At 67.9% G+C, this 21836-nt stretch carries 13 protein-coding genes; 7 read left to right on the plus strand and 6 right to left on the minus strand.

Features of this window, described 5'->3' with window-relative positions; all coding sequences use genetic code 11:
- Positions 1-126: 126 nt before the first annotated feature.
- Positions 127-2124: an acetyl-CoA carboxylase biotin carboxylase subunit gene (locus LK533_RS12185; protein ID WP_229363251.1), complete on the plus strand. Its 1998-nt coding sequence runs from the start codon at positions 127-129 to the stop codon at positions 2122-2124.
- Between the two features lie 195 nt (positions 2125-2319).
- Here LK533_RS12185 and LK533_RS12190 read toward each other — a convergent pair whose 3' ends face one another.
- Together LK533_RS12190 and LK533_RS12195 are read right to left on the minus strand one after the other, a co-directional pair.
- Positions 2320-2715, minus strand: a complete 396-nt coding sequence (locus tag LK533_RS12190) for an acyl-CoA thioesterase (RefSeq protein ID WP_229363253.1) — start codon at positions 2713-2715, stop codon at positions 2320-2322.
- A 78-nt stretch (positions 2716-2793) separates the two neighbouring features.
- Positions 2794-5052 carry a beta-glucosidase gene (locus tag LK533_RS12195; RefSeq protein WP_229363254.1) on the minus strand — a complete coding sequence of 753 codons (2259 nt, stop codon included), beginning with the start codon at positions 5050-5052 and terminating at the stop codon, positions 2794-2796.
- Positions 5053-5267: 215 nt separating this feature from the next.
- Here LK533_RS12195 and LK533_RS12200 point away from each other — a divergent pair, with 215 nt between their 5' ends.
- The 5 genes from LK533_RS12200 to LK533_RS12220 all read left to right on the plus strand — a co-directional run bounded on the left by LK533_RS12200 (position 5268) and on the right by LK533_RS12220 (position 12722).
- Entirely contained in the window at positions 5268-8306 is a 3039-nt protein-coding gene (locus LK533_RS12200; RefSeq protein WP_229363256.1) for a TonB-dependent receptor, read from the plus strand.
- A 129-nt stretch (positions 8307-8435) separates the two neighbouring features.
- Complete coding sequence (locus LK533_RS12205; RefSeq protein WP_229363257.1) at positions 8436-9152, plus strand: SapC family protein; 717 nt, start codon at positions 8436-8438, stop codon at positions 9150-9152.
- Positions 9145-10170, plus strand: coding sequence for a cupin-like domain-containing protein (locus LK533_RS12210; protein WP_229363259.1), 1026 nt, complete (start codon positions 9145-9147; stop codon positions 10168-10170). The genes LK533_RS12205 and LK533_RS12210 overlap by 8 nt, the downstream gene beginning before the upstream one ends.
- Positions 10167-11669, plus strand: coding sequence for a tryptophan halogenase family protein (locus LK533_RS12215; protein WP_229363261.1), 1503 nt, complete (start codon positions 10167-10169; stop codon positions 11667-11669). The genes LK533_RS12210 and LK533_RS12215 overlap by 4 nt, the downstream gene beginning before the upstream one ends.
- Before the next feature lie 6 nt (positions 11670-11675).
- On the plus strand, positions 11676-12722 hold the full coding sequence (locus tag LK533_RS12220; protein WP_229363263.1) for a LacI family DNA-binding transcriptional regulator: 1047 nt from the start codon (positions 11676-11678) through the stop codon (positions 12720-12722).
- A 229-nt stretch (positions 12723-12951) separates the two neighbouring features.
- Here the strand turns inward: LK533_RS12220 and putA are convergent, their stop codons facing one another.
- Positions 12952-16053, minus strand: a complete 3102-nt coding sequence (gene putA / locus LK533_RS12225) for a bifunctional proline dehydrogenase/L-glutamate gamma-semialdehyde dehydrogenase PutA (RefSeq protein ID WP_229363265.1) — start codon at positions 16051-16053, stop codon at positions 12952-12954.
- Between the two features lie 146 nt (positions 16054-16199).
- Between putA and LK533_RS12230 the strand changes: the two genes are divergently transcribed.
- On the plus strand, positions 16200-16643 hold the full coding sequence (locus LK533_RS12230; RefSeq protein WP_229363418.1) for an Lrp/AsnC ligand binding domain-containing protein: 444 nt from the start codon (positions 16200-16202) through the stop codon (positions 16641-16643).
- Positions 16644-16668: 25 nt separating this feature from the next.
- Here the strand turns inward: LK533_RS12230 and glgA are convergent, their stop codons facing one another.
- The 3 genes from glgA to LK533_RS12245 form a co-directional block, all read right to left on the minus strand.
- Positions 16669-18105, minus strand: a complete 1437-nt coding sequence (gene glgA, locus LK533_RS12235) for a glycogen synthase GlgA (protein ID WP_229363266.1) — start codon at positions 18103-18105, stop codon at positions 16669-16671.
- Positions 18102-19358, minus strand: a complete 1257-nt coding sequence (gene glgC / locus LK533_RS12240; protein WP_229363419.1) for a glucose-1-phosphate adenylyltransferase — start codon at positions 19356-19358, stop codon at positions 18102-18104. The genes glgA and glgC overlap by 4 nt, the downstream gene beginning before the upstream one ends.
- A 77-nt stretch (positions 19359-19435) precedes the next feature.
- Positions 19436-21835, minus strand: coding sequence for a glycogen/starch/alpha-glucan phosphorylase (locus tag LK533_RS12245; protein WP_229363267.1), 2400 nt, complete (start codon positions 21833-21835; stop codon positions 19436-19438).
- Position 21836: the final 1 nt, after the last annotated feature.

Below are 21836 nucleotides of genomic sequence, written 5' to 3' on the forward strand. Positions count from 1 at the left end.
GTGAAGGAGAGGGAATGCTGGTAATCCTGTTGGCCGCGGCGGCTGCCGCGCGGTGTACGAACCCCCGGATGCAGGCGGCGCGGATCACCGCCCGCTTCACGCCGCTCGACCGGCAGGGCTAGGCCGATGTTCGCCAAGATACTGGTCGCCAACCGCGGCGAGATCGCCTGCCGGGTGATGCGCACCGCCAAGCGGATGGGGATCGCGACGGTCGCGGTCTATTCCGATGCCGACGCCGATGCCCCGCACGTGCGCATGGCCGACGAAGCCGTGCGGCTTGGTCCCGCACCTGCGGCCGAAAGCTATCTGCGCGCCGAGCTGATCCTGCTCGCCGCAAAGGAGACCGGCGCCGACTGCATCCATCCGGGCTATGGTTTCCTCTCCGAACGCGCCGAGTTCGCGCGCGCCTGCGCTGACGCCGGCATCGCCTTTGTCGGTCCGCCTCCGCAAGCGATCGCCGCGATGGGCGACAAGATCGAGTCCAAGAAGCTCGCCAAGGCGGCCGGCGTCAACGTTGTCCCCGGCTTCCTGGGCGAGATCGCGACCACCGAGGAGGCGGTGCGGATCGCCGGCGACATCGGCTATCCGGTGATGATGAAGGCTTCGGCGGGCGGCGGCGGCAAGGGCATGCGGCTCGCCTGGAGCGAGGCCGATGTGCGCGAGGGCTTTGAGGCCACCAAGCGCGAGGGGCTGGCGAGCTTCGGCGACGACCGCGTTTTCGTCGAAAAGTTCATCGAGAGCCCGCGCCACATCGAGATTCAGGTGCTGGGCGACCAGCACGGCAACCTCGTCTATCTGGGCGAGCGCGAATGCTCGATCCAGCGCCGCCACCAGAAGGTGGTGGAGGAAGCGCCATCGCCGTTCGTCACGCCCGAAATGCGCCGCCGCATGGGCGAGCAGGCAGTGGCACTGGCACGCGCGGTCGGCTATTTTTCGGCCGGCACCGTCGAGCTCATCGTCTCGGGCGCGAACCCGAGCGGCGAAAGCTTCTACTTTCTGGAAATGAACACTCGGCTCCAGGTCGAGCACCCGGTGACGGAGGCGATCACCGGCCTCGATCTCGTCGAGCAGATGATCCGCGTCGCCGCCGGCGAGCCGCTGGGCTTCGCGCAGGACGACGTCACGCTCACCGGCTGGGCGATCGAGAACCGCGTCTATGCCGAGGACCCGTATCGCGGCTTCCTGCCCTCGACCGGGCGGCTGGTCCGCTATCGCCCGCCGCCCCAGCGCGATGGCGTGCGCGTCGACGACGGCGTGCGCGAGGGCGGGGAGGTCAGCATCTATTACGACCCGATGATCGCCAAGCTGGTGACTCATGCCGACACGCGCGAGGCGGCGATCAATGCGCAGGTCCACGCGCTCGACCGGTTCGAGATCGACGGGCTGGGGCACAACATCGACTTCCTCTCCGCGCTGATGCAGCACCCGCGCTTCCGCGAAGGGGCACTCACCACCGGCTTCATCGCCGAGGAATTTCCGGAAGGGTTCACCGGCGCGCCGCCGTCGCCGGAGCTGCAGCGCAAGCTCGCGGCGATCGCCAGCGTGCTGGACGCGACCTATGCCGCGCGTGCGGCGCGGATCGAGGGGCAGCTTGGGAGCCAGCTTGTGCCCGCAACCGACCGCGTGGTTACGCTGGGCGACACGCGGTTCGAGACGGAGGTCACGCCATTTCAGGGCGAGCAGCTCGTGCGCTTTGGCGACGGCAGCACGGTCGAGCTGGTCGGCCACTGGCGCCCGGGCGAGCCGCTGTTCGCGGCCATGCTCGACGACCAGCCGCTGGTGGTGCGCGTGGCGCGGATGCGTGGTGGCTGGCGACTGACCGCCCGGGGCGCCACGCACCGGCTGAGCGTGCTGCCGCCGCATGTCGCCGATCTCACCCGGCACATGATCGCAAAGACGCCGCCCGATTTGTCGCGGCTGCTGCTCTGCCCGATGCCGGGGCTGCTCACCCGCCTGCACGTCGCACCCGGCGACCGCGTCGAGGCCGGTCAGCCGCTCGCGGTGGTCGAGGCGATGAAGATGGAGAACATCCTGCGCAGCCAGAAGGCCGGCACCGTCAAGTCGGTGAACGCCGCCGAGGGCGAAAGCCTGATGGTGGACGCGGTAATCCTGGAGCTGGAGTAGCCGTCCCGCCGTACCCCGCGGAGGCGAGGCCTCCGCGAACGCTCATTTCAGTACTCCCGCGAAGGGGGGAGTCCAGGGTTCCGGACACTGTGCCTGTTGTTCTGCTTGGCCCTGGATTCCTGCATGCGCAGGAATACGGGAGTACTCGGGACGCCTGCCGCGCCTTTCGCCAAGGCCTTGCCAACGCGCGCGGCGTCACTCCCCCAGGAACGGTGCCGCCACCTCCGCCGGCACCCGCAGGATGCGGCCCGTTTCCCGGTCGACGATCGCCCAGGTCGTCTTTGCCTCCACCCGAATGCGGCCATCCTCGCCCAGGAAGCGGATGTGCCGGTCGAAGCGGGCGCCGCGCGGCGGTTCCTCGATCCAGGTCTCGGCGGTCACGCTCTCGCCCTCGCGCACGTTGCCGCGATAGTCGATCTCGTGCCGGGTCACGACCCATAGGTAGCGTTGCTGGTGCTCGGCCGGCGCCACCGCTTCCCAGTGCGCGGTGGCCACGTCCTGGATCCAGCGCACCCACACCGCATTGTTGACATGGCCGAGCTCGTCGATGTCGGCCGGGGCGGCGGTGATGCGGAGGGTGAAGGGCGCCATACCCCAGCCTAGCCGCCGCTCGCCGTTTGAGTCGACCCGTCTCCTCCCCGTCACGACGACGGAGAGGAGACGAAGTCCCTACGGCTTCATCGTCGCCGCGCTCAGCGTCGTTACCGCCGTCAGCTTGCGGTCGGTCGCGTCATGGCCGATCGCCACGCGATAGCGCCCGCCCGCGATCCGCCAGCCCGGCAGCGCGGTGTCATACTCGGCCAGGATCCGCGGCTCGGCCGTCAGCGTCACGCGCCGCGTCTCGCCGGGCTGCAGCTCGATCCGCTGGAAGGCGGCCAGCCGCATCGGCGCGTCCGATCCCTCGCGCGCGACATAGAGCTGCGGCACGTCCGCACCCGCGCGCTTGCCGGTGTTGGCGACCTCCACCGTGACGCTCAGCGTCTTGCCGCCCGTGACCTTGGGCTTGCGATAGGCGAAGCTGGTGTAGCTGAGACCATGGCCGAACGAGAACAGCGGCTTCAGGGCCTGCTTCTCGTACCAGCGATAGCCGACGTCGGCGCCCTCCCGGTACTCGACCGGGAAGCTCTGAAGCTGGAAGTTGCCGGCATTGGCGGGGTTCGCCGCCGCCTGCGCTTCCAGCGAGCCCATCGTCTCCAGCCCGACCGGAGTGGGGCGCGGCGGCTGGCCGGCATCGGCGGGGAAGGTGATCGGCAGGCGTCCCGACGGGTTGACCTTGCCCGTCAGGATGTTGGCGATCGCCTCGCCGCCGCGCTGGCCGGGGTACCAGGCCTGCACCACCGCCGGCACCTTTTCGATCCACGGCATCAGCACAGGCCCGCCGGTTTCCATCACCGCCACGGTCTTTGGCTGGGCGCTGGCGATCGCCTCGATCAGCGCGTCCTGATGGTCGGGCAGGCGCAGGTTGGGGACGTCCTGTGCCTCGGTCGTCCACTGCGTCGCGAACACGATGGCGAGGTCGGCAGCGCGCGCAGCCTCCACGGTCGCATTGAAGTTGCGGCCGTCGACATAGTCGACCTGCACGCCCGGCAGCGCCTTGCGCAGCGCCTCCATGGGCGAAGAGGCATGATAGGTGATGCGCGCGAACGACGAGGCGGCGCCATAGGCGAGCGGCACTTCGACCGGGGCGCCGCCTACGGAGCGCACCTGGCTCGATCCGCCGCCTGACAGCACGCCGACATCGGCATTGCCGCCGATCACGACGATCCGCCGGGCGCTGGCGGCGAGCGGCAGCAGGTCGCGCTCGTTCTTCAGCAGCACGATGCCGGCTTCCGCCGCGCGCTGCGCCACTTCGGCATGCTGGTCATAGGGAATGGCCTGGGCCGCTGCGGGCATCGGCGCGTCATAGGCACCGCTCTCGATCAGCCCGGTCAGGTAGCGCACGACCATGTCGTCCAGTCGTGCGGCCGGGACTTCGCCCTTCTCGACCGCCTGCTTGAGCGCCGGGCCGAAATAGAGCGCCTTGTCGAGTTCCTGGCCCGACTGCTGGTCGAGCCCGGCGTTCGCCGCCTTGGCGGTCGAGTGGACGGCACCCCAGTCGCTCATCACCCACCCGCGATAGCCCCAGTCGCGCTTGAGCACGTCGGTCAGCAGCCGCGGGTTCTCGCACGCCCAGTCGCCGTTGACCTTGTTGTAGGCGCACATGACCGAGCCGGGGCGGCCCTTTTCGATCGCAATCTCGAAGGCGAGCAGGTCGCTCATCCGCAGCGCCTTTTCATCGATGCGTGCGTCGACGACCATGCGGCCCGTCTCCTGCGCATTCAGCGCGAAATGCTTGATTGTGGAGACGATGCGGTTGGACTGGACGCCGGCGATGTGTGCGCCGCCCAGCAGGCCGGCGAGCAGCGGATCCTCGCCCAGATATTCGAAGTTGCGGCCGTTCCACGGATCCCGGGTCAGGTTGACGCCACCCGCCAGCAGCACGTTGAACCGCTTTGCGCGTGCCTCCGCGCCGATCATCGCGCCGCCTGCGCGTGCGATCTCCGGATCGAAGCTGGCGGCAGTGGCGAGGCCCGAGGGGAGCGCGGTGGCGACATCGCCCTTGCGCTGCTCGACCTGGTTGGCGACGCCGAGAGACGCGTCGCTTTCGCGCACCAACGGCACGCCCAGCCGCGCAATGCCGTCGATATGGCCGGCCGATGGGATCAGCTCGTTCTTGGTCTTGCCGGCAGCCATCGGCGGGAACAGCCCGTGGACGAGCGCGATCTTTTCGTCCGTGGTCATGCGCGCAACCACCGCTTCGGCACGCGCGCGGGCGTCGCCGGACGGGGTGGACGCGGGCGCGGCCTGGGGCTCGCGTGCCAGCACCGCCGGTGCGGCAAGGCCCGCCAGCAGCGATCCTCCCAGCAGCACGCCATAGAATTTCGACATCCTCTTCCCCTTTTTTGATGTGAAGGGCGCCTGCGCAAACGGGATGCTGGCGCACAATGTTGTGCCTTTCAGAGCACAGGTTGGGAACGTTCTCAACACCGGTATCGCTCACATTTGCGAGACGCTCGCATTGCTGCTTGACAAAAATTAGCGGCGGAAGTGAACGTTCTCAGTAACGGCGCCGACCATAAGCGCCGACCACAGGGGAGGTTTGGATGCGCGGCTTTGCTGCTCGCTCGCACACGCAGTTGATACTCGGGGTTTCCGCACTGGCGCTGATCGGCGCGCCGGGCACGGCGCTGGCACAGGATGCGGCGGCCACCGTCGGCAACCCTGGCCCTTCCGAAGTCACTGAGTCGCAGAGCCTGGAACCGGGTGAAACAGGCGACGACATCGTCGTCACCGGCATCCGCGCCAGCTTGCGCGAAGCGGTCGACATCAAGCGCGACGCGCAGGGCGTGGTGGACGCCATTTCGGCCGAGGATATCGGCAAGTTCCCCGACACCAACCTCGCCGAGTCGCTGCAGCGCATCACCGGCGTGTCGATCGATCGCTCCAACGGCGAAGGCTCGACCGTCACGGTCCGCGGCTTCGGTCCCGAATATAACCTGGTGACGCTGAACGGCCGCCAGATGCCGACCTCGACGCTGGGCGACGGCGCCAGCGCACCGGCATCGCGCTCGTTCGACTTCGCGAACCTCGCGTCCGAGGGCATCGCGGCGGTGGAGGTCTACAAGACCGGACGCGCCGCGGTTCCCTCGGGCGGCATCGGCTCGACCATCAACATCCGCACGCCGCGCCCGCTCGACAAGCCGGGCATGCGCGGGTCGCTGGCGGTCAAGGGCGTGCTCGACAGCTCGCGTAACGAAGGCAATCCGATCACGCCGGAAGTGTCGGGCATCATCTCGACCACCTTTGCCGACGACCGCATCGGCGTGCTGCTGAGCGGTGCGTACCAGCGGCGTAAGGCGAGCGTGAACTCGGCGAGTGTCGGCTTCCGCGACGGCTTCTTCGGCGACAATGCGCTCAACGTCGCTGCCAACAACACCTGGGGCGCGCTGCCCGATTCCAGCGCGAACATCACCAACCGCCCCGAAGGCACCGACGTCTACGAAGTTCCGCAGAGCGCGGCCTATGACCTGATCGACATCGATCGCGAGCGGATCAACGGCCAGCTGGTGCTGCAGGCCAAGCCGACCGACACGCTGACCGCAACCGTCGACTTCACCTATTCGAGCAACAAGGTGGAGGCGCGCGACAGCAGCGTCGGCATCTGGTTCAACTTCGGCGACACGGCGAGCGCCTGGACCGACGGCCCGAACGCCGGCCCGCTGTTCTATTCGGAGAATTTCACGCCGGGCAAGGACCTGGCGTACAGCAGCGCGCTGACCGCCAACAAGACCGAGAACAAGTCGCTCGGCGGCAACCTCACCTGGGAAGCGCCCGGCGGCGTGACCGTCTCGCTCGACGCGCATCATTCGACCGCGGAGTCCAAGCCGACCAACAAGTACGGCAGCAGCACTTCGATCGGCACCTCGATCTTTGGCGTGCAGAGCCAGACGATTGATTTCGAGCACGAAATGCCCGTGCTTTCCTACAATATGTACCCGGGCATCGATCCGCTCGACGCCTCGCGCATCACGCCGACGGGCAACTCGTTCCGCAACGCCTATTTCCGCGACCGGATCAACCAGGTGCAGCTGAAGGGTCACTATGACCATGACGGCAGCTTCCTCGACAGCATCGACGCGGGCTTCTCGTTCGTCGACAACAAGGTGCGTTCGGCATACGGCTTCATCCAGAACGACACCTGGGGCGGCATCGGCCCGGCATCGGACATTCCGGATGACCTGTTCGAGCAGGTGAGCATCCCCGACAAGTTCAAGGGGCTTTCGGGCTCGAACACGGCGGGCATGATCCCGGCGATGTATGTGTTCAACTTCGAACGCATGGCCGACCTGCTGGAGAGCAACTACGGCATCTGCAGCGATCCGCAGACCGGCACGGCGCAGCCGGGCACCTGCCTGGCCGATTACACCGTGGACCGCCGTCTTTCTGAAAAGACCATCTCGCCGTTCCTCCAGTTCAACACCAAGTTCGACGTGTTCGCGCGGCCGGCGCACCTCATCGCAGGTATCCGTTGGGACCACACCAACATCGATTCGTCTGCGCTGGTACCGGTGCCGACCGGCGTGCGCTGGGTTTCGGCCAACGAGTTCAGCCTGATCTATTCGGGCGAGAGCACCTTCACGCGTCTGAAGGGAAGCTATGAGAACTGGCTGCCGGCGGTCGACTTCGACATCGAGCCGATCGAGAACGTCAAGCTGCGTGCGTCCTACAGCCATACGATCACGCGCGCCGACTATGGCAGCCTGCAGGGCGGCCGTGAGCTCGCGTCCAACCCGCGGATCGGCGGCGGCACCGGCAGCCAGGGCAACGCCGGCCTGCTTCCGTACAAGTCGAAGAACATCGACCTGTCGGCGGAGTGGTACTACGGCGCCGAGAGCTACATCTCGGTCGGCTATTTCAACAAGGACGTGTCGAACTTCATCGGCGTCAACCAGCTCAACACGCCAGCGTTCGAGCTGCGCAACCCGGGTGCGGGTCCGCGTGCCCAGGCAGCGGCGGCGGCGCTCGGCACCACCGACGCGATCCGGGTGCGCGACTATATCCTGCGCAACTTCCCGGGATCGTCGCAGGTCACCGGAACGACCGACGACGGCTTCCTGACCGGCGATATCTTTGCAACCTCGGAAGATCCGCTGCTCAACTTCCAGATCAACCAGCCGTTCAACAACGACCAGACCGCGAACCTCAACGGCTGGGAATTCGCGATCCAGCATCGCCTGTGGGAGACGGGCTTCGGCGTCATCCTCAACTACACGATCGTCAACGGCGACGCGAAGTTCGACAACACGCTCGATCCGAACGAAGGTCAGTTCGCGCTGACCGGGCTGAGCGACAGCGCCAATGCTGTGGTGTACTACGACAAGAACGGCATCCAGGCGCGCGTCGCATACAACTGGCGCGACGAGTTCTACGCCGGCGGCGCATTCGATCCAACCTATGTCGAGGCCTATGGCCAGATCGATGCGAGCGCGAGCTGGGAGTTCCTCCCCGGCCTCACCGGCTTCGTCGAGGCGATCAACCTGACGGGCGAAAGCCGTCGCGGGCATCGCCGCTCGGAGAACTTCGTCACCTTCGCGCAGCCGGGCTATGCCCGTTACTCGGGCGGCATTCGCTTCAGCTTCTGACGCGACCGCACGCCGCCGATCGAACCGGGGAAGGGGCCGCGCCCGAAAGGCTATGGCTTCTTCCCCGCTTCGACGGCAGGGTTTGGCGGCGGTGCGGATGCGCCGCCGCGCTAGGATAGACTTGCCGACATGCCCGACCATGCGATCCTGACTGCCGACGCTCACCGTGACCTGCGGGTGCGTCCCGGTCGCTCCGCCGCAGCCGGCGATGCCGTGATGTGCGCGATCGTCGTGCCGGACGAATTCCGCCAGGTGCAGAACGAATATCCGATCCTGTTCCGCCGCAACCTGGAACACGACAGCTTCGCCGCCTTCGCCATGTTCGGGTTCGAGAATGGCGAGAACCTGTTTCTCGACGGCGATCGCTGGGCGGCGCGCACCCTGCCGCTGTCGGTCGCGATCCAGCCTTTTCTGGTCGGCCGGCCGGAGGGTGCCGAGTCCGCCACCCGCCAGGTCCATATCGACCTCGCCAGCCCCCGCCTCGGCAACGAAGGTGTGCGCCTGTTCGAGGAGGATGGGCAGCCGACGCCCTATCTGGAAACCGTGATCGAGAAGCTCGGCGCGCTCGACGCCGGCTATCAGGCCTCCGCCGATTTCTTCGCGGCATTGCGCCGCTACGAACTGCTCGAGCCCTTTGCCTTGGAAGTGCCGCTCGTCGACGGGTCGGTGCACCGGATGATCGGCTTCCACGTCATCGACGAGGCGCGGTTGCGCGCGCTCGACCAGGTGGCACTCGCCGACCTGCACCAGGCGGGGCATCTGATGCCGATCTTCATGGCGCTCGCCTCCCTTGCCAACATCGGCGCGCTGGTGGCGCGAAAGAACCAGCGGCTGCGGCATGGCTGACGGCGGCATCTTCGCCGACCTCCGCGCGGTGCGTGAGGAAACGGTGGCGGATGCCGCTGCGCTGGACGCGCTGCTGCGCAGCAGCGCCGAGCCGTTCGTGGTGCGCGGGCTCGCCGCCGACTGGCCGCTGGTGCAGGCCGGGCTGCGGTCCGCCCGCGAGGCGCGCGCCTATCTGCTCGAACGCCGCCGCGACCTGCCCTTCACCGTCTCGATCGGCAATGCCGGCTCGGATGGGCGGCTGTTCTACGACGATGCAATGGCGATGAACTTCCGCATGGCGCGCGCCAAGCTGCCGGAGATCTTTGCCAAGATCGATGAGGCGGAGGGGGACCCGTCCATTCCGCCGATCTACCTCGGCTCCGTCGACGTCCACGAGTTCTTCGACGGGCTCCACGCCGCGAACCACATCGAACTCGGCGATCGGCAACTGCTCTCCAGCATCTGGATGGGCACGCCCACCCGGATCGCCGCGCACAACGATTTCCCCGACAATCTCGCCTGTGTGGCGGTTGGCCGCCGGCGCTTCACGCTGTTCCCGCGCAACCAGTTCCGCAACCTCTACCTGGGCCCGGTCGATCACACGCCGGCGGGGCGGGCGGTCAGCATGGTCGATTTCAGCAATCCCGATTTCGAGCAGCACCCCCGGTTCCGCGAGGCGCTGGCGCACGCCCAGGTGGCGGAGCTGGAGCCGGGTGATGCCGTCTACATCCCGTCGATGTGGTGGCACCATGTCGAGGGGCTGGCGCCGTTCAACGTGCTGGTGAACTATTGGTGGCGTGAGACGCCGCGCTGGCTGGGCCAGCCGCAGGACGCGCTCAACCATGCGATGCTCACCATCCGCGACCTGCCCGAGGACCAGAAGCGCCACTGGCGCGACTTGTTCGACTATTATGTCTTCGCCAACACCGAGGAAGTCGTGGCCCATATCCCCGAAGCCGCGCGCAGCGTGCTCGACCCGCTGACCCCAGAGACAGCCGGCCGCATCCGCGCCTTTCTGCTGCGCGCGCTCAGCAAATGAACGCGGACAAGCGGCTGCGCCGCATCGTCGTCGCCGGTGGCGGCACCGCAGGCTGGATGGCGGCAGCGGCGATCGCGCGCACCATGGGACGCGCGGTCGAGGTCACGCTGGTCGAATCCGAAGCCATCGGCACGGTGGGGGTCGGGGAATCGACCATCCCGCCGCTCATCACCTTCAATCGGCTGCTCGGCATCGACGAGGCCGAGTTCATGCGCGAGACCCGGGCGACCTTCAAGCTGGGCATCGAGTTCGAGAACTGGAAGGCGCCGGGGCACCGCTATTTCCATTCGTTCGGCTTCACCGGAAAGGATCACTGGGCAGCCGGCTTCCAGCATTTCTGGCTTCACGGCCGCAGCAAGGGGCATGACGCGCCCTACGAGGCCTATTGCACCGAGCTGGTCGCGGCGCTGGCGGGCAAGTTCGGGCACCTTCCGGGCGACCGCGGCAGCTATGCCTATCAACTCGATGCCACCCGCTACGCCCGATACCTCCGCACGATGGCGGAGGGCGACGGCACCCTTCGGGTGGAGGGGCGCATCGCGCAGGTCGAACTCGACGGCATGTCGGGCGACATCGCCGCGCTGGTGCTGGAGAACGGCTCCCGCATCGAGGGGGACCTGTTCCTCGACTGCACCGGCTTTCGCGCGCTGTTGATCGAACAGGCGCTGCACGTCGGCTTTGACGACTGGACGCACTGGTTGCCGTGCGACGCGGCGATCGCGGTGCAGACCGAAAGCGTCGGGCCGCCCGTGCCCTATACCCGCGCCATCGCCCATGATGCCGGATGGCAGTGGCGGATCCCGCTCCAGCACCGCACCGGCAACGGGCTGGTCTATTGCAGCCGCTACCTCAGCCGTGATGCGGCACTCGACCGGTTGCTCGGAAACATCGAGGGACCGACCCGCACCGAGCCAAACCATCTGCGCTTCACCACGGGTGCGCGGCGCAAGCAGTGGCATCGCAACTGCATCGCGATCGGCCTGTCCAGCGGGTTCCTGGAGCCGCTGGAGGCGACAAGCATCCACCTGATCCAGCGTGCAGTGCTGCGCCTGATCCGCATGCTGCCGCTGGCGCGTGTCAGCGCCCGCGACATTGCCGAGTTCAACGACCAGCAACTGACCGACATGGATCAGATCCGCGACTTCCTGATCCTGCACTACAAGGCCACCGAACGGCGCGACAGCGCCTTCTGGCGGCAGTGCGCGGACATGGAGATCCCCGACAGCTTGGCGCAAAAAATCGAGCTGTTCCGCGAAACCGGCCGCGTGTTCCGCAAGAACGAGGAACTGTTCGCGGAAAACAGCTGGGTGCAGGTGATGATGGGTCAGGGGATCGAGCCGCGGGCCTGGCACCCGATCGCCGAGAAGCTTTCCGACGAGGAACTGGCCCGACTGCTCGATACGCTGCGCGACAATGTCACGCGGACCGTGGAGGGCATGCCGCGGCACGTCGACTATGTGGCGCGCTACTGCGGCGCCACGCGCGAACAGGCCGCCTGAACCCGCATGGCGCGTCGCCCGCAGCGCGTGACGATCAAGCATGTTGCAGCCGACGCTGGCGTGTCGCTGCAGACGGTGAGCCGCGTCATCAACAAGGAGCCCAATGTCCGCGCCGAAATGGCGGAGCGGGTGCAGGCGTCGATCGACCGGCTGGGCTATGTTCCCTCCATCGCCGCGCAGCGGATGGGCGGCTCGCGCTCCTATCTGATCGTGGCACTCAACGATCGCGCGCGCACCATCGCCGACTGGCGCAACCGCCAGGGCAGCGACTGGGTCGACCAGATGCTGCTGGGCGGCATGCTGACCTGTGCCGAGCACGGCTATCGCCTGATCGTCGAGCTGGTGGACACGCACAGCGACCATATCGAGCGCGAGCTTTCGGCGGCCCTGGCCGCGCTGCAACCCGACGGCGTGATCCTGACGCCGCCGCATTCGCACAACCCGCTGATCACCGGGCTTCTGGCGGAGCAGAACATCCCCTTCGCGCGCGTCGGATCGCTGGTGGACGGGCCGGGCTTTCGGCTCACCATGGACGACCAGCATGCCGCGGTGCTCGCGACCGAGCATCTGCTGGAGCTTGGCCATCGCCGCATCGGCCTGATCGCCGGGCCGGGCGAGTATGAGCTGAGCGGCTGGCGCATCCAGGGCTGGCGATCGGCAATAAGGGCAGCAGGGCTTGGCGACGACCTGCTCGCCGAGGGGGATTTCGGCTATGACTCCGGCTATACCGCTGCCGAGCAGTTGCTAGGCCGTGCCGATCCGCCGACCGGCATCATCGCCAGCAGCGAGCAGATGGCGATCGCCACGCTTGCTGCGGCACGCGCCCGCGGGCTGGATGTCCCGCATGACGTGTCGCTGGTGAGCTTCGACGACACGCCCATCGTGCGCTTCACCCACCCGCCGCTCACCGCCGTGGTGCAGCCGATCGCCGAGGTGACCGCGCGCGCGGTGGAACTGCTGATCGCCGCACAGGCCGGGGGCGAGCGCGAGGGCGGACCGGTGGTGGTGCCGGCGCAGCTCACGGTGCGGGGGTCGACCGCGGCGGTGCGGTGAGTCCGGAGCTTAGCTACCGCCACCATCCACCGTTCGTGCCGAGTAGAGACCGAGTAGCTGCGGCAGCAGCGTATCGAGGGCTCGTGTCGAGGTACCGCCCCGCTTCCAACCCTCCCTCGATACGCCCTCTCGATACGCGGCTGGCGCCGCTACTCGATGGCTACTCGGGATAAACGGGATGGAACGGAGGGGAGCGGTGGAAGAGGGGGCAGCGCACTCCTCCAAGCCCTCACAAGTTCAGCAGTGCCGGGTCGCCACCTTGCGCCGTGATGTTCACCGACACCGCGCGCTCGGTCGCATAGCGCAGCAGCGCATGCGGCCCGCCCGCCTTAGGGCCGGTGCCCGACAGTCCCTCGCCGCCGAACGGCTGTACGCCCACGACCGCGCCGATGATCGAGCGGTTCACATAGACATTGCCCGCCGGCACCAGGTCGCGGACCTGCTCGGCAAAGCGCTCGATGCGGCTGTGGATGCCGAGCGTCAGCGCATAGCCAGTGGCGGCGAGCTGGCGGCCAATGCTCTCCAGCTCGTCGGCGCGATAGCGGTAGATGTGCAGGATCGGGCCGAACACTTCCTTGCTCAGGAAGTCAGCACGCGGCACCTCGGCCAGGATCGGCGCAAAGAAATTGCCGCGGCTGCCCCAGGTACCCGGATCGACGCGCTTGAGGATGGTCGCCTCGCGCGCCAGGCGGGCGGCGTGTTCCTCGAGCATCGCCTGGGCATCGGCGTCGATCACCGGGCCGACGTCGGTCGCGGCATCGGCAGGGTCACCGACCACCAGCGTGTCGACCGCGCCGACCAGCGTCGCGATCAGCTCGTCCGCCGATTCCTCGGGCACGAACAACAGCCGCAGCGCCGAGCAGCGCTGACCCGCCGAACCAAGCGCGGAGACGACGACGTCGTCCACCACCTGTTCCTTGAGCGCGGTCGTGTCGACGAACATCGCGTTCAGACCTCCGGTCTCTGCAATGAAGGGCAGGATCGCGCCGGGCCGGTTCGCCAGCTGGCGGTTGATCGCCCAGGCGGTGTCGGTGCCGCCCGTGAAGGCGACGCCGTGCACCAGCGGGTGGCCGACCAACGCCGCGCCCACGGTCGCGCCGTCGCCCGGCAGCAGCGCGAGCAGGTTCGGGTCGAGCCCGGCACGGTGGAACAGCCGCACCGCTTCCGCCGCCACCAGGGGCGTCTGTTCGGCAGGCTTGGCGAGCACCGCATTGCCCGCCGCCAGCGCAGCGGCGATCTGGCCGGTGAAGATCGCCAGCGGGAAGTTCCACGGGCTGATGCACACAAAGGTGCCGCGCCCGCGCAGTTCCAGGTGGTTGGTTTCGCCGACCGGCCCGGTGAGCGGCTGGAGCCCGGAGAACTGCTTTTCGGCGAGATGCGCATAATAGCGGCAGAAATCGACCGCCTCGCGCACCTCGGCGACGCCGTCGTTGAGCGTCTTGCCCGCCTCGCGCGACAGCAGCGCCACAAAGCGATCCATCTCGGCTTCCAGCGCGTCGCCCATCGCGCGCAGCACCGTGGCGCGGCCGGCGCCGCCCAGCCGGTCCCATGCCGGCTGGGCCGCGCGCGCGGTGCGCGCGGCGAGATCGATGTCGCCTTGCGCGGTTTCGCTCACCGCGCCGATCAATCGGCTGCGGTCGACCGGGCTGGTCACTGGCTGCGGCCCCTTGCCTGCGAGCAGGCGGCCGCCGACGATCGGCCCCGCCGAGATCGTGTCGGCAGCGCCCAGCTCGGCGGCGTGGCGCGCGTTCGCGCGTTCGCTGTCACGGCTATAATCGCGGCCCAGCGGGTTGCGGCGGGTGGCGCCGTACAGGTCGCCCGGCACCGGCAGCCGCGGGTGGCGGCCCGGCTGCGCCTGCACCGCGGCGATCGGATCGCCCACCACCGTCTCCGCCGGTACCCGTTCGTCGAGCAGCGCGTGAACGAAGCTGGTGTTGGCGCCGTTCTCCAGCAGCCGGCGAACCAGATAGGGCAGCAGTTCCTCATGCCCGCCCACCGGCGCATAGGCGCGCAGCGTGAAGCGGTCGCCCGCCGAACGGTACAGCGCCTCGCCCATGCCGTGCAGCCGCTGGTGCTCGATCCGCACGCCCGCCCGATCGGCCATGCGCCGGACTGCCGCCAGCGTATGGGCATTGTGGGTCGCGAACTGTGGATAGAGGCTGGGCGCGGCGCGGATCAGCTGCTCGGCGCAAACGAGATAGGAAAGGTCGGTCGCCGGCTTGGTGGTGAACACCGGATAGTCTGGCCGGCCGCCCACCTGGGAACGCTTGACCTCGCTATCCCAATAGGCGCCCTTGACCAGCCGCACCATGATGCGCCGCCCGCTTGCCTGCGCCAGCGCCTCCAGCCCGGCGATCACCGCCCGGCCGCGCTTCTGATACGCCTGCACGACGACGCCAAGGCCAGTCCAATCGCCCAGCGCCGGTTCGCGCACCAGCCGCTCGACGAGCTTCAGCGACAGCACCAGCCGCTCCGACTCTTCGGCGTCGATCGCGAGATTGAGGTCGTGGCGGGCGGCGATCGCCGCCAGCCGCACCACGCGCGGGTACAACTCCTCCCAGACGCGCGCTCCCTGTACCGCCTCATAGCGTGGGCACAGCGCCGACAGCTTGACCGAGACGCCATGCCCGTCCTCGGGCGACAGTCCGGCGCCGCGGGCGCGGCCGACCGCCTCGATCGCATCAGCATAGATGCGCTCGTAGCGTTCGGCGTCCTCTGCCGTGCGGGCACCTTCGCCCAGCATGTCGAACGAGCAGAGATAGCCCTCGCGCTTTGCCCGGCTGAGCGCACCTTCGATCGTGCGGCCGAGTACGAACTGCTCGCCCATCATCTTGACCGCAGCGCCCACCGCCTGGCGGATCACCGGCTCGCCCACGCGGGCAGCCAGGCGCTTGGCCCAGCCCGACAAGTCGGTGCGCGCTTCCTCGTCCACGTCGATCAGCTTGCCGGTCAGCATCAGCCCCCAGGTGGAGGCGTTGACGAACAGGCTGTCGGAGCCGCCCAGGTGGCTCGCCCAGTCGGCGGATCCGATCTTTTCGGCGATCAGCCGGTCGCGCGTCTCCGCATCCGGGGTCCGCAGCAGCGCCTCGGCCAGGCACATCAGCGCCAGCCCTTCCTTGGTGCCGAGCGAGAATTCCTGCAGGAAGCTCTCGACCACGCCCTGCTTGCGGGTCGAGGCGCGCGCCGCCTTCACCAGCGCGACCGCGTCGTCGCCGATCACCCGGCGCTCCTCCAGCGACAGCGGCACCGCGCGCAGCAGCTCGGCAACCGTTTCCTCCTCATCCTGGTACTGAAGGGCGTCGAGGTGGTTCCAGTCGAACGAACGAAGCATGCGGCACTCCGAAAAACGGGGGAATTTCTTCCAGGTTGCACTGCCAGCTATGCGAATCCCCGGCGATTGTGCTTTGCATTTCGGGGCCAGGCGCCGAAGCCTCTGGCCCTAATGGGGTTTCGGGCGAAGGATCTTCAGTGGACGCAATGGACCGCAAGCTGCTGCGCGTGCTGCAGGAGGACGGGCGCATCACCAACCAGGCGCTGGCCGAGCGCTGCGCCCTGTCGCCGGCCGCCTGTTTCGACCGGGTCAAGCGGCTGCGCGCGACGGGCGTCATCACCGGCTACACCGCGCTGCTTGACCCGCGGCAGCTGGACCGCGCGCTAATGATCTTCGTCGAGGTGCTGCTCGACCGCACCACCGACGACGCGTTCGCAGCCTTTGCCGAGCATGTCCGCCGCGTGCCGGAGGTGCTGGAATGCCACATGGTCGCCGGCGGCTTCGACTATCTGCTCAAGGTGCGAGTGGCCGACATGGCCGCCTATCGCGCCTTCCTGGGCGACACGCTGGTGGCGATGCCCGGCATCCGCGAAACGCGGACCTATGCAGTGCTGGAGGAGGTAAAGGCGACCACGCGGCTGCCGTTGTAGGGGAGGGTGCGTCCGCAGGAGCGGTTTACCCCAGCAACTCCCGATACAGGGCCGCATAGCGCGCGCCGCTGTTCCCCCAGGAAAAGTCCGCCGCCATGCCGCGGCGCTGCATCTGCCGCCACCGCGCCGCATCCCGGTACAGCGCCACCGCCCGCGCGATCGCGTTGCGCAAGGCATCCGGGTTTACGCCGTCGAACTGTACCCCCGTTGCCACGCCGGCATCCAGCGCCGCCAAATTGGCGTCGATCACCGTGTCCGCCAGTCCCCCGGTGCGCGCCACCACCGGCACGCAGCCATAGGCCAGGCCATAGAGCTGGGTTAGGCCGCACGGCTCGAACCGCGACGGAATCAGGATCGCGTCGGCGCCACCCTGCAGCAGGTGCGACAAGGGCTCGTCATAGCCGATCTCCACGCCGATCCGGCCGGGGTGGCGCGCAGCCGCGTCGCGGAACGCCTGCTCCAGCCCGGCATCGCCCGAGCCCAGCATCGCCAGGCGGCCGCCCATCGCCACCAGCTCGTCGAGCAGGCCGGCGAGCACGTCCATGCCCTTCTGCCAGGTCAGCCGGCTGACGACGGTGAAGATCGGGCCATCGCCGGTCAGGCCGAACCGCGCTTCCACCGCTCGCGTGTTTGCGCGGCGGGCATCCAGGCTGTTGGCGCTGTAGCGCGCGGCGAGCAGCGGATCGGTCGCCGGGTTCCACACGGCAGGGTCGATGCCGTTGAGGATGCCGGTGACCTGGCTACCTCGCGACGCGATCAGTCCCTCCAGCCCCATGCCGAACTCCGGGCGGCGGATTTCCTGCGCATAGGTCGGGCTGACGGTGGTGATCGCGTCGGCCGCCCACAGCCCGGCCTTCAGCAGGCCGACTGCGCCATAATATTCGACGCCCTCGATGCCCCAGGCGTGTGGCGGCAGCTCAAGCGCTGGAAACACCCCCGCATCGAAGCTGCCCTGGAAAGCCATGTTGTGGATCGTCGCCACGCTCCTCACGCCCTGCGCCCCGCCGGCAAAGCGCAGATAGGCCGGGGCGAGGCCCGCCTGCCAGTCATGAGCGTGGAGCAGGTCGAACCGCCGCTCGCCGACCGAGCCGGCAGCCACCTCTGCGGCCGCCTTGGAGAACGCGGCGAAGCGGCGCCAATTGTCGTCCCAGTCGCGACCCTGCGCATCACCATAGGGTCCACCCTCGCGCGCAAACAGCGCGGGCGCATCCAGCACCAGCAGCGGGTGGTCGCCCAGTGTCCCGGCAAGCAGCCGCGCCTCGATCCCCAGCAGTGACGGCCAGTGCTGGACCACGTCGGCGTCGCCGACATGCGCCAGTACCTTGGGATAGCCCGGCAGCAGCGTGGTCGTGGCCACGCCATGCGGCGCCAGCGCATCCGGAAGCGCGCCGACCACATCGGCGAGCCCGCCGGTCTTGACCAGCGGATAGGCCTCGGACGCGACCGACAGCGCGTGTATCATGCCAGCCGGTCGATCATCGGCTGGGTGATCAGGCACACGCCATTTTCGGTACGGCGAAAGCGGCGGGCATCGAGCTCCGGATCCTCGCCCACCACCAGCCCGTCGGGAATGTGCACCCCGGCGTCGACCACCACCTTCGTCAGCCGCGCATTGCGGGCGATCTTGCAGCGCGGCAGCACGACCGCCTGGTCGAGCGTCGCGAAGCTATGCGTGCGCACGCCGGTGAAGATCAGGCTGTTGCGGATCGACGTGCCCGAGATGATGCAGTCGCCCGAGATCAGCGAGCTGATCGCCTCGCCACGGCGTCCCTCCTCGTCATGGACGAACTTGGCCGGCGGGGTGACTTCCGAATAGGTCCACAAGGGCCAGCTATGGTCGTAGAGGTCGAGCTTGGGGACCACGTCGGTCAGGTCGATATTGGCTTCCCAATAGGCGTCGACGGTGCCGACGTCGCGCCAATACGCCTCGCGCTCCTCGGGCGCGCGGACGCAGGAATCGGAGAAGCGGTGCGCCACCGCACGGCCGTGCTTCACCAGATAGGGGATGATGTCTTTGCCGAAATCGCGTGCCGAATTGGGGTCCGCCGCGTCGCGGCGAAGCTCGTCGAACAGCAGCGCGGTGTTGAACACATAGATGCCCATCGATGCCAGCGCGACATCGGGCCGGCCCGGCATGGCTGGCGGATCGGCGGGCTTTTCGACAAAGGCGGTGATGCGGTCCTGCTCGTCGACCGCCATGACGCCGAAGCCGGTCGCCTCCATCCGCGGCACTTCCATGCACGCGACCGTCACGTCCGCGCCGGACTGGCAATGCTGCTGGAGCATCAGCTCATAGTCCATCTTGTAGATATGGTCGCCCGCCAGGATGACCATGTACTTGGGCGCGTAGCTTTCGATGATGTCGATGTTCTGGAAGACGGCGTCTGCGGTACCTTCGTACCACTGGAACTCGCTGATGCGCTGCGAGGCGGGGAGGATGTCGAAGCCTTCGTTGCGCTCGCGCCGCAGGAAGTTCCAGCCGCCCTGCAGGTGGCGGATCAGCGAATGCGCCTTGTACTGGGTGGCGACGCCGATGCGGCGGATGCCCGAGTTGATCGCGTTGGACAGGGCAAAGTCGATGATGCGCGACTTGCCGCCGAAATAGACCGCGGGCTTGGCGCGCACGTCGGTCAGCTCCGCCAACCGGCTGCCGCGCCCGCCCGCCAGCACATAGGCCATGGCCTCGCGTGCCAGCGGCTGCCCGCGCCTCTCGATCATCGTCTCTCTCCCGTTCGCATTCTTGGTTATGGTTGCTGAACGCTTAACACCGCGTCCGGGTTCTTGGGGTCGTGTCAAGCCACGTGCCAGATCTCGCGGGCATATTCGCGGATGGTCCGGTCGGACGAGAACCAGCCCATGCCGGCCACGTTGCGGATCGCGGCCGCCCCCCAGCCGGCCGGATCGCGCCAGCGGTCGTCCACCTGCCGCTGGGCCGCGGCGTAGCTTTCGAAGTCGGCGGCCAGGAAGAAGCGGTCGTGGTCGTAGAGTTCGCCGACCAGCCCTGCGTAGCGGCCGGGATCGTCGGGCGAGAAGACGCCGGAGGCGATCGCCGACAGCGCCTGGGCCAGCTGCGGGCAGCCCTCGATCATCTCGCGCGGGTGGTAGTTGCGGCTGCGCTCGGCGACCTGTTCCGCGGTCAGGCCGAAGATGACGATGTTCTCGTCGCCCACCCGCTCCTTGATCTCGATATTGGCGCCGTCGAGCGTGCCGATGGTGAGCGCGCCGTTCAGCGCCAGCTTCATGTTGCCGGTGCCCGACGCTTCCATGCCCGCGGTCGAGATCTGCTCCGACAGGTCGGCTGCCGGCATGATGCGTTCGGCAAGCGAGACATTGTAGTTGGGCAGGAACGCGACCTTCAGCAGGCCGCCGACTGCGGGATCGCCGTTGATGCGCCGGGCGATGTCGTTGGTCAGCTTGATGATGAGCTTGGCGTTCCAGTAGCTCGGCGCCGCCTTGCCTGCGAACAGCTTGACGCGCGGGACCCAGTCGCGCTCCGGATGGCTGCGGATCTGGTCGTACAGCGCCACCGTCTCGATCAGGTTGAGCAGCTGGCGCTTATATTCGTGGATGCGCTTCACCTGCACGTCGAACATGGCGTCGGGGTCAATCGCCAGGCCCATTTCCTCGCGGATATGGTCCGCAAGCGCGACCTTGTTCTGGCGCTTCACCGCCGCGAAGCGCTCGCGAAAACCCGCATCGTCGGCGAGGGGCGCGAGCACCGAAAGCTTCGCGGCATCGTCCTTGAACGCCGGACCGATCGCATCGGCGATCAGCGCGGTCAGCCCCGGATTGCACTCGTGCAGCCAGCGGCGCGGGGTGATGCCGTTGGTCTTGTTGTTGATCCGCTCCGGATACAGCCGGTGCAGGTCGGCGAAGACCGTCTTCTTCATCAGCTCGGTATGCAGCGCCGCTACGCCGTTGACGCTGTGCGCGCCGGCAAAGGCCAGGTTCGCCATGCGCACCCGCCGCTCGCCGCCCTCGTCGATCAGGCTGATCTGGGTGATCGCGCGATCGTCGATGCCGGGCGTCTCGCGCGCGTCCTTCAGCAGCCGCGCGTTGATCGCATAGACCAGCTGCATGTGGCGCGGCAGCAGCCGTTCGAACAGCGGCAGCGGCCAGCTTTCCAGCGCCTCGGGCAGCAGCGTGTGGTTGGTGTAGCCAAAAGTCGCGCGGGCGATGTCCCACGCCTCTTCGAACGGCAGGTCGTGATGGTCGAGCAGCAGGCGCATCAGCTCGGCCACCGCCACCGCCGGGTGGGTGTCGTTGAGCTGGATCGCCGCCTTTTCCGGCAGGGTCGTGATGTCGCCGAAATATTGCATGTGCCGGCGCACGATGTCCTGGATGGAGGCGGAGGAGAAGAAATACTCCTGCCGCAGCCGCAGCTCCTGGCCGGCTGGGGTCGAGTCCGCCGGGTAGAGCACGCGCACCAGCGTCTCGGCCGCGACCTGGCCGGCGAGCGCACCCTGATGGTCGCCCGCGTTGAACCGGTCGAGCCGAATGGGATCGAACGCGCGCGCCGTCCACAGGCGCAGCGTGTTGACGCGCCGCCCGCGCCAGCCGACCACCGGTGTATCGACGGCCAGTGCCTCCAGCCCCTCGGCAGGCTTCCAGTGGACGCGGCCGTTGTCCTGGCTCACGACCTCGCCGCCGAAGCCGACCAGATAGGCGCTTTCGCGGCGTTCGAACTCCCAGGGATTGCCGTGCGCCAGCCAGGTTTCGGGCAGCTCGACCTGCCAGCCGCCGTCGATCCGCTGGCGGAACATGCCGTTCACATAGCGGATGCCATAGCCATAGGCGGGCACGTCCAGGCTCGCCAGGCTCTCCATGAAACAGGCGGCAAGACGGCCCAGACCGCCGTTGCCGAGCGCCGCGTCGGGCTCGATCGCCTCGATATCGGCAAGCGCCACGCCCAGCTCGTCGAGCGCGTCGCGCACCTCGGCATCGCGGCCCAGATTGGCGAGCGCATCGCGCAGCAGCCGACCGATCAGGAACTCGAGGCTGAGATAATAGACCCGCTTGGCACCCGCGGCATGCGCGGCGCGGGTCGACTCCATCCACCGGTCGATGATGTCGTTGCGCAGCGTCAGGATCGTCGCGGCGAGCCAGTCGTGCGGGTGCGCCGCCCGCTCGTCCTTGCCGATGCGATGCTTCAGGGTGTCGACGATCTGCGCGGCAAGCGGGGAATGGGTCATG

Source organism: Sphingomonas sp. PL-96 (genome assembly GCF_020707215.1).
Classification (GTDB): Bacteria; Pseudomonadota; Alphaproteobacteria; order Sphingomonadales; family Sphingomonadaceae; genus Sphingomonas.

Excerpts from the sequence above, each read along its gene's own strand:
- LK533_RS12215 (WP_229363261.1), top strand. The coding sequence starts at position 10,167 with ATGAACGCGGACAAGCGGCTGCGCCGCATCGTCGTCGCCGGTGGCGGC.
- LK533_RS12220 (WP_229363263.1), top strand. The coding sequence starts at position 11,676 with ATGGCGCGTCGCCCGCAGCGCGTGACGATCAAGCATGTTGCAGCCGAC.
- LK533_RS12210 (WP_229363259.1), top strand. The coding sequence starts at position 9,145 with ATGGCTGACGGCGGCATCTTCGCCGACCTCCGCGCGGTGCGTGAGGAA.
- LK533_RS12195 (WP_229363254.1), bottom strand. The coding sequence starts at position 5,052 with ATGTCGAAATTCTATGGCGTGCTGCTGGGAGGATCGCTGCTGGCGGGC.
- LK533_RS12205 (WP_229363257.1), top strand. The coding sequence starts at position 8,436 with ATGCCCGACCATGCGATCCTGACTGCCGACGCTCACCGTGACCTGCGG.
- LK533_RS12200 (WP_229363256.1), top strand. The coding sequence starts at position 5,268 with ATGCGCGGCTTTGCTGCTCGCTCGCACACGCAGTTGATACTCGGGGTT.
- LK533_RS12185 (WP_229363251.1), top strand. The coding sequence starts at position 127 with ATGTTCGCCAAGATACTGGTCGCCAACCGCGGCGAGATCGCCTGCCGG.
- glgA (WP_229363266.1), bottom strand. The coding sequence starts at position 18,105 with ATGATACACGCGCTGTCGGTCGCGTCCGAGGCCTATCCGCTGGTCAAG.
- LK533_RS12230 (WP_229363418.1), top strand. The coding sequence starts at position 16,200 with ATGGACCGCAAGCTGCTGCGCGTGCTGCAGGAGGACGGGCGCATCACC.
- LK533_RS12190 (WP_229363253.1), bottom strand. The coding sequence starts at position 2,715 with ATGGCGCCCTTCACCCTCCGCATCACCGCCGCCCCGGCCGACATCGAC.
- putA (WP_229363265.1), bottom strand. The coding sequence starts at position 16,053 with ATGCTTCGTTCGTTCGACTGGAACCACCTCGACGCCCTTCAGTACCAG.
- LK533_RS12245 (WP_229363267.1), bottom strand. The coding sequence starts at position 21,835 with ATGACCCATTCCCCGCTTGCCGCGCAGATCGTCGACACCCTGAAGCAT.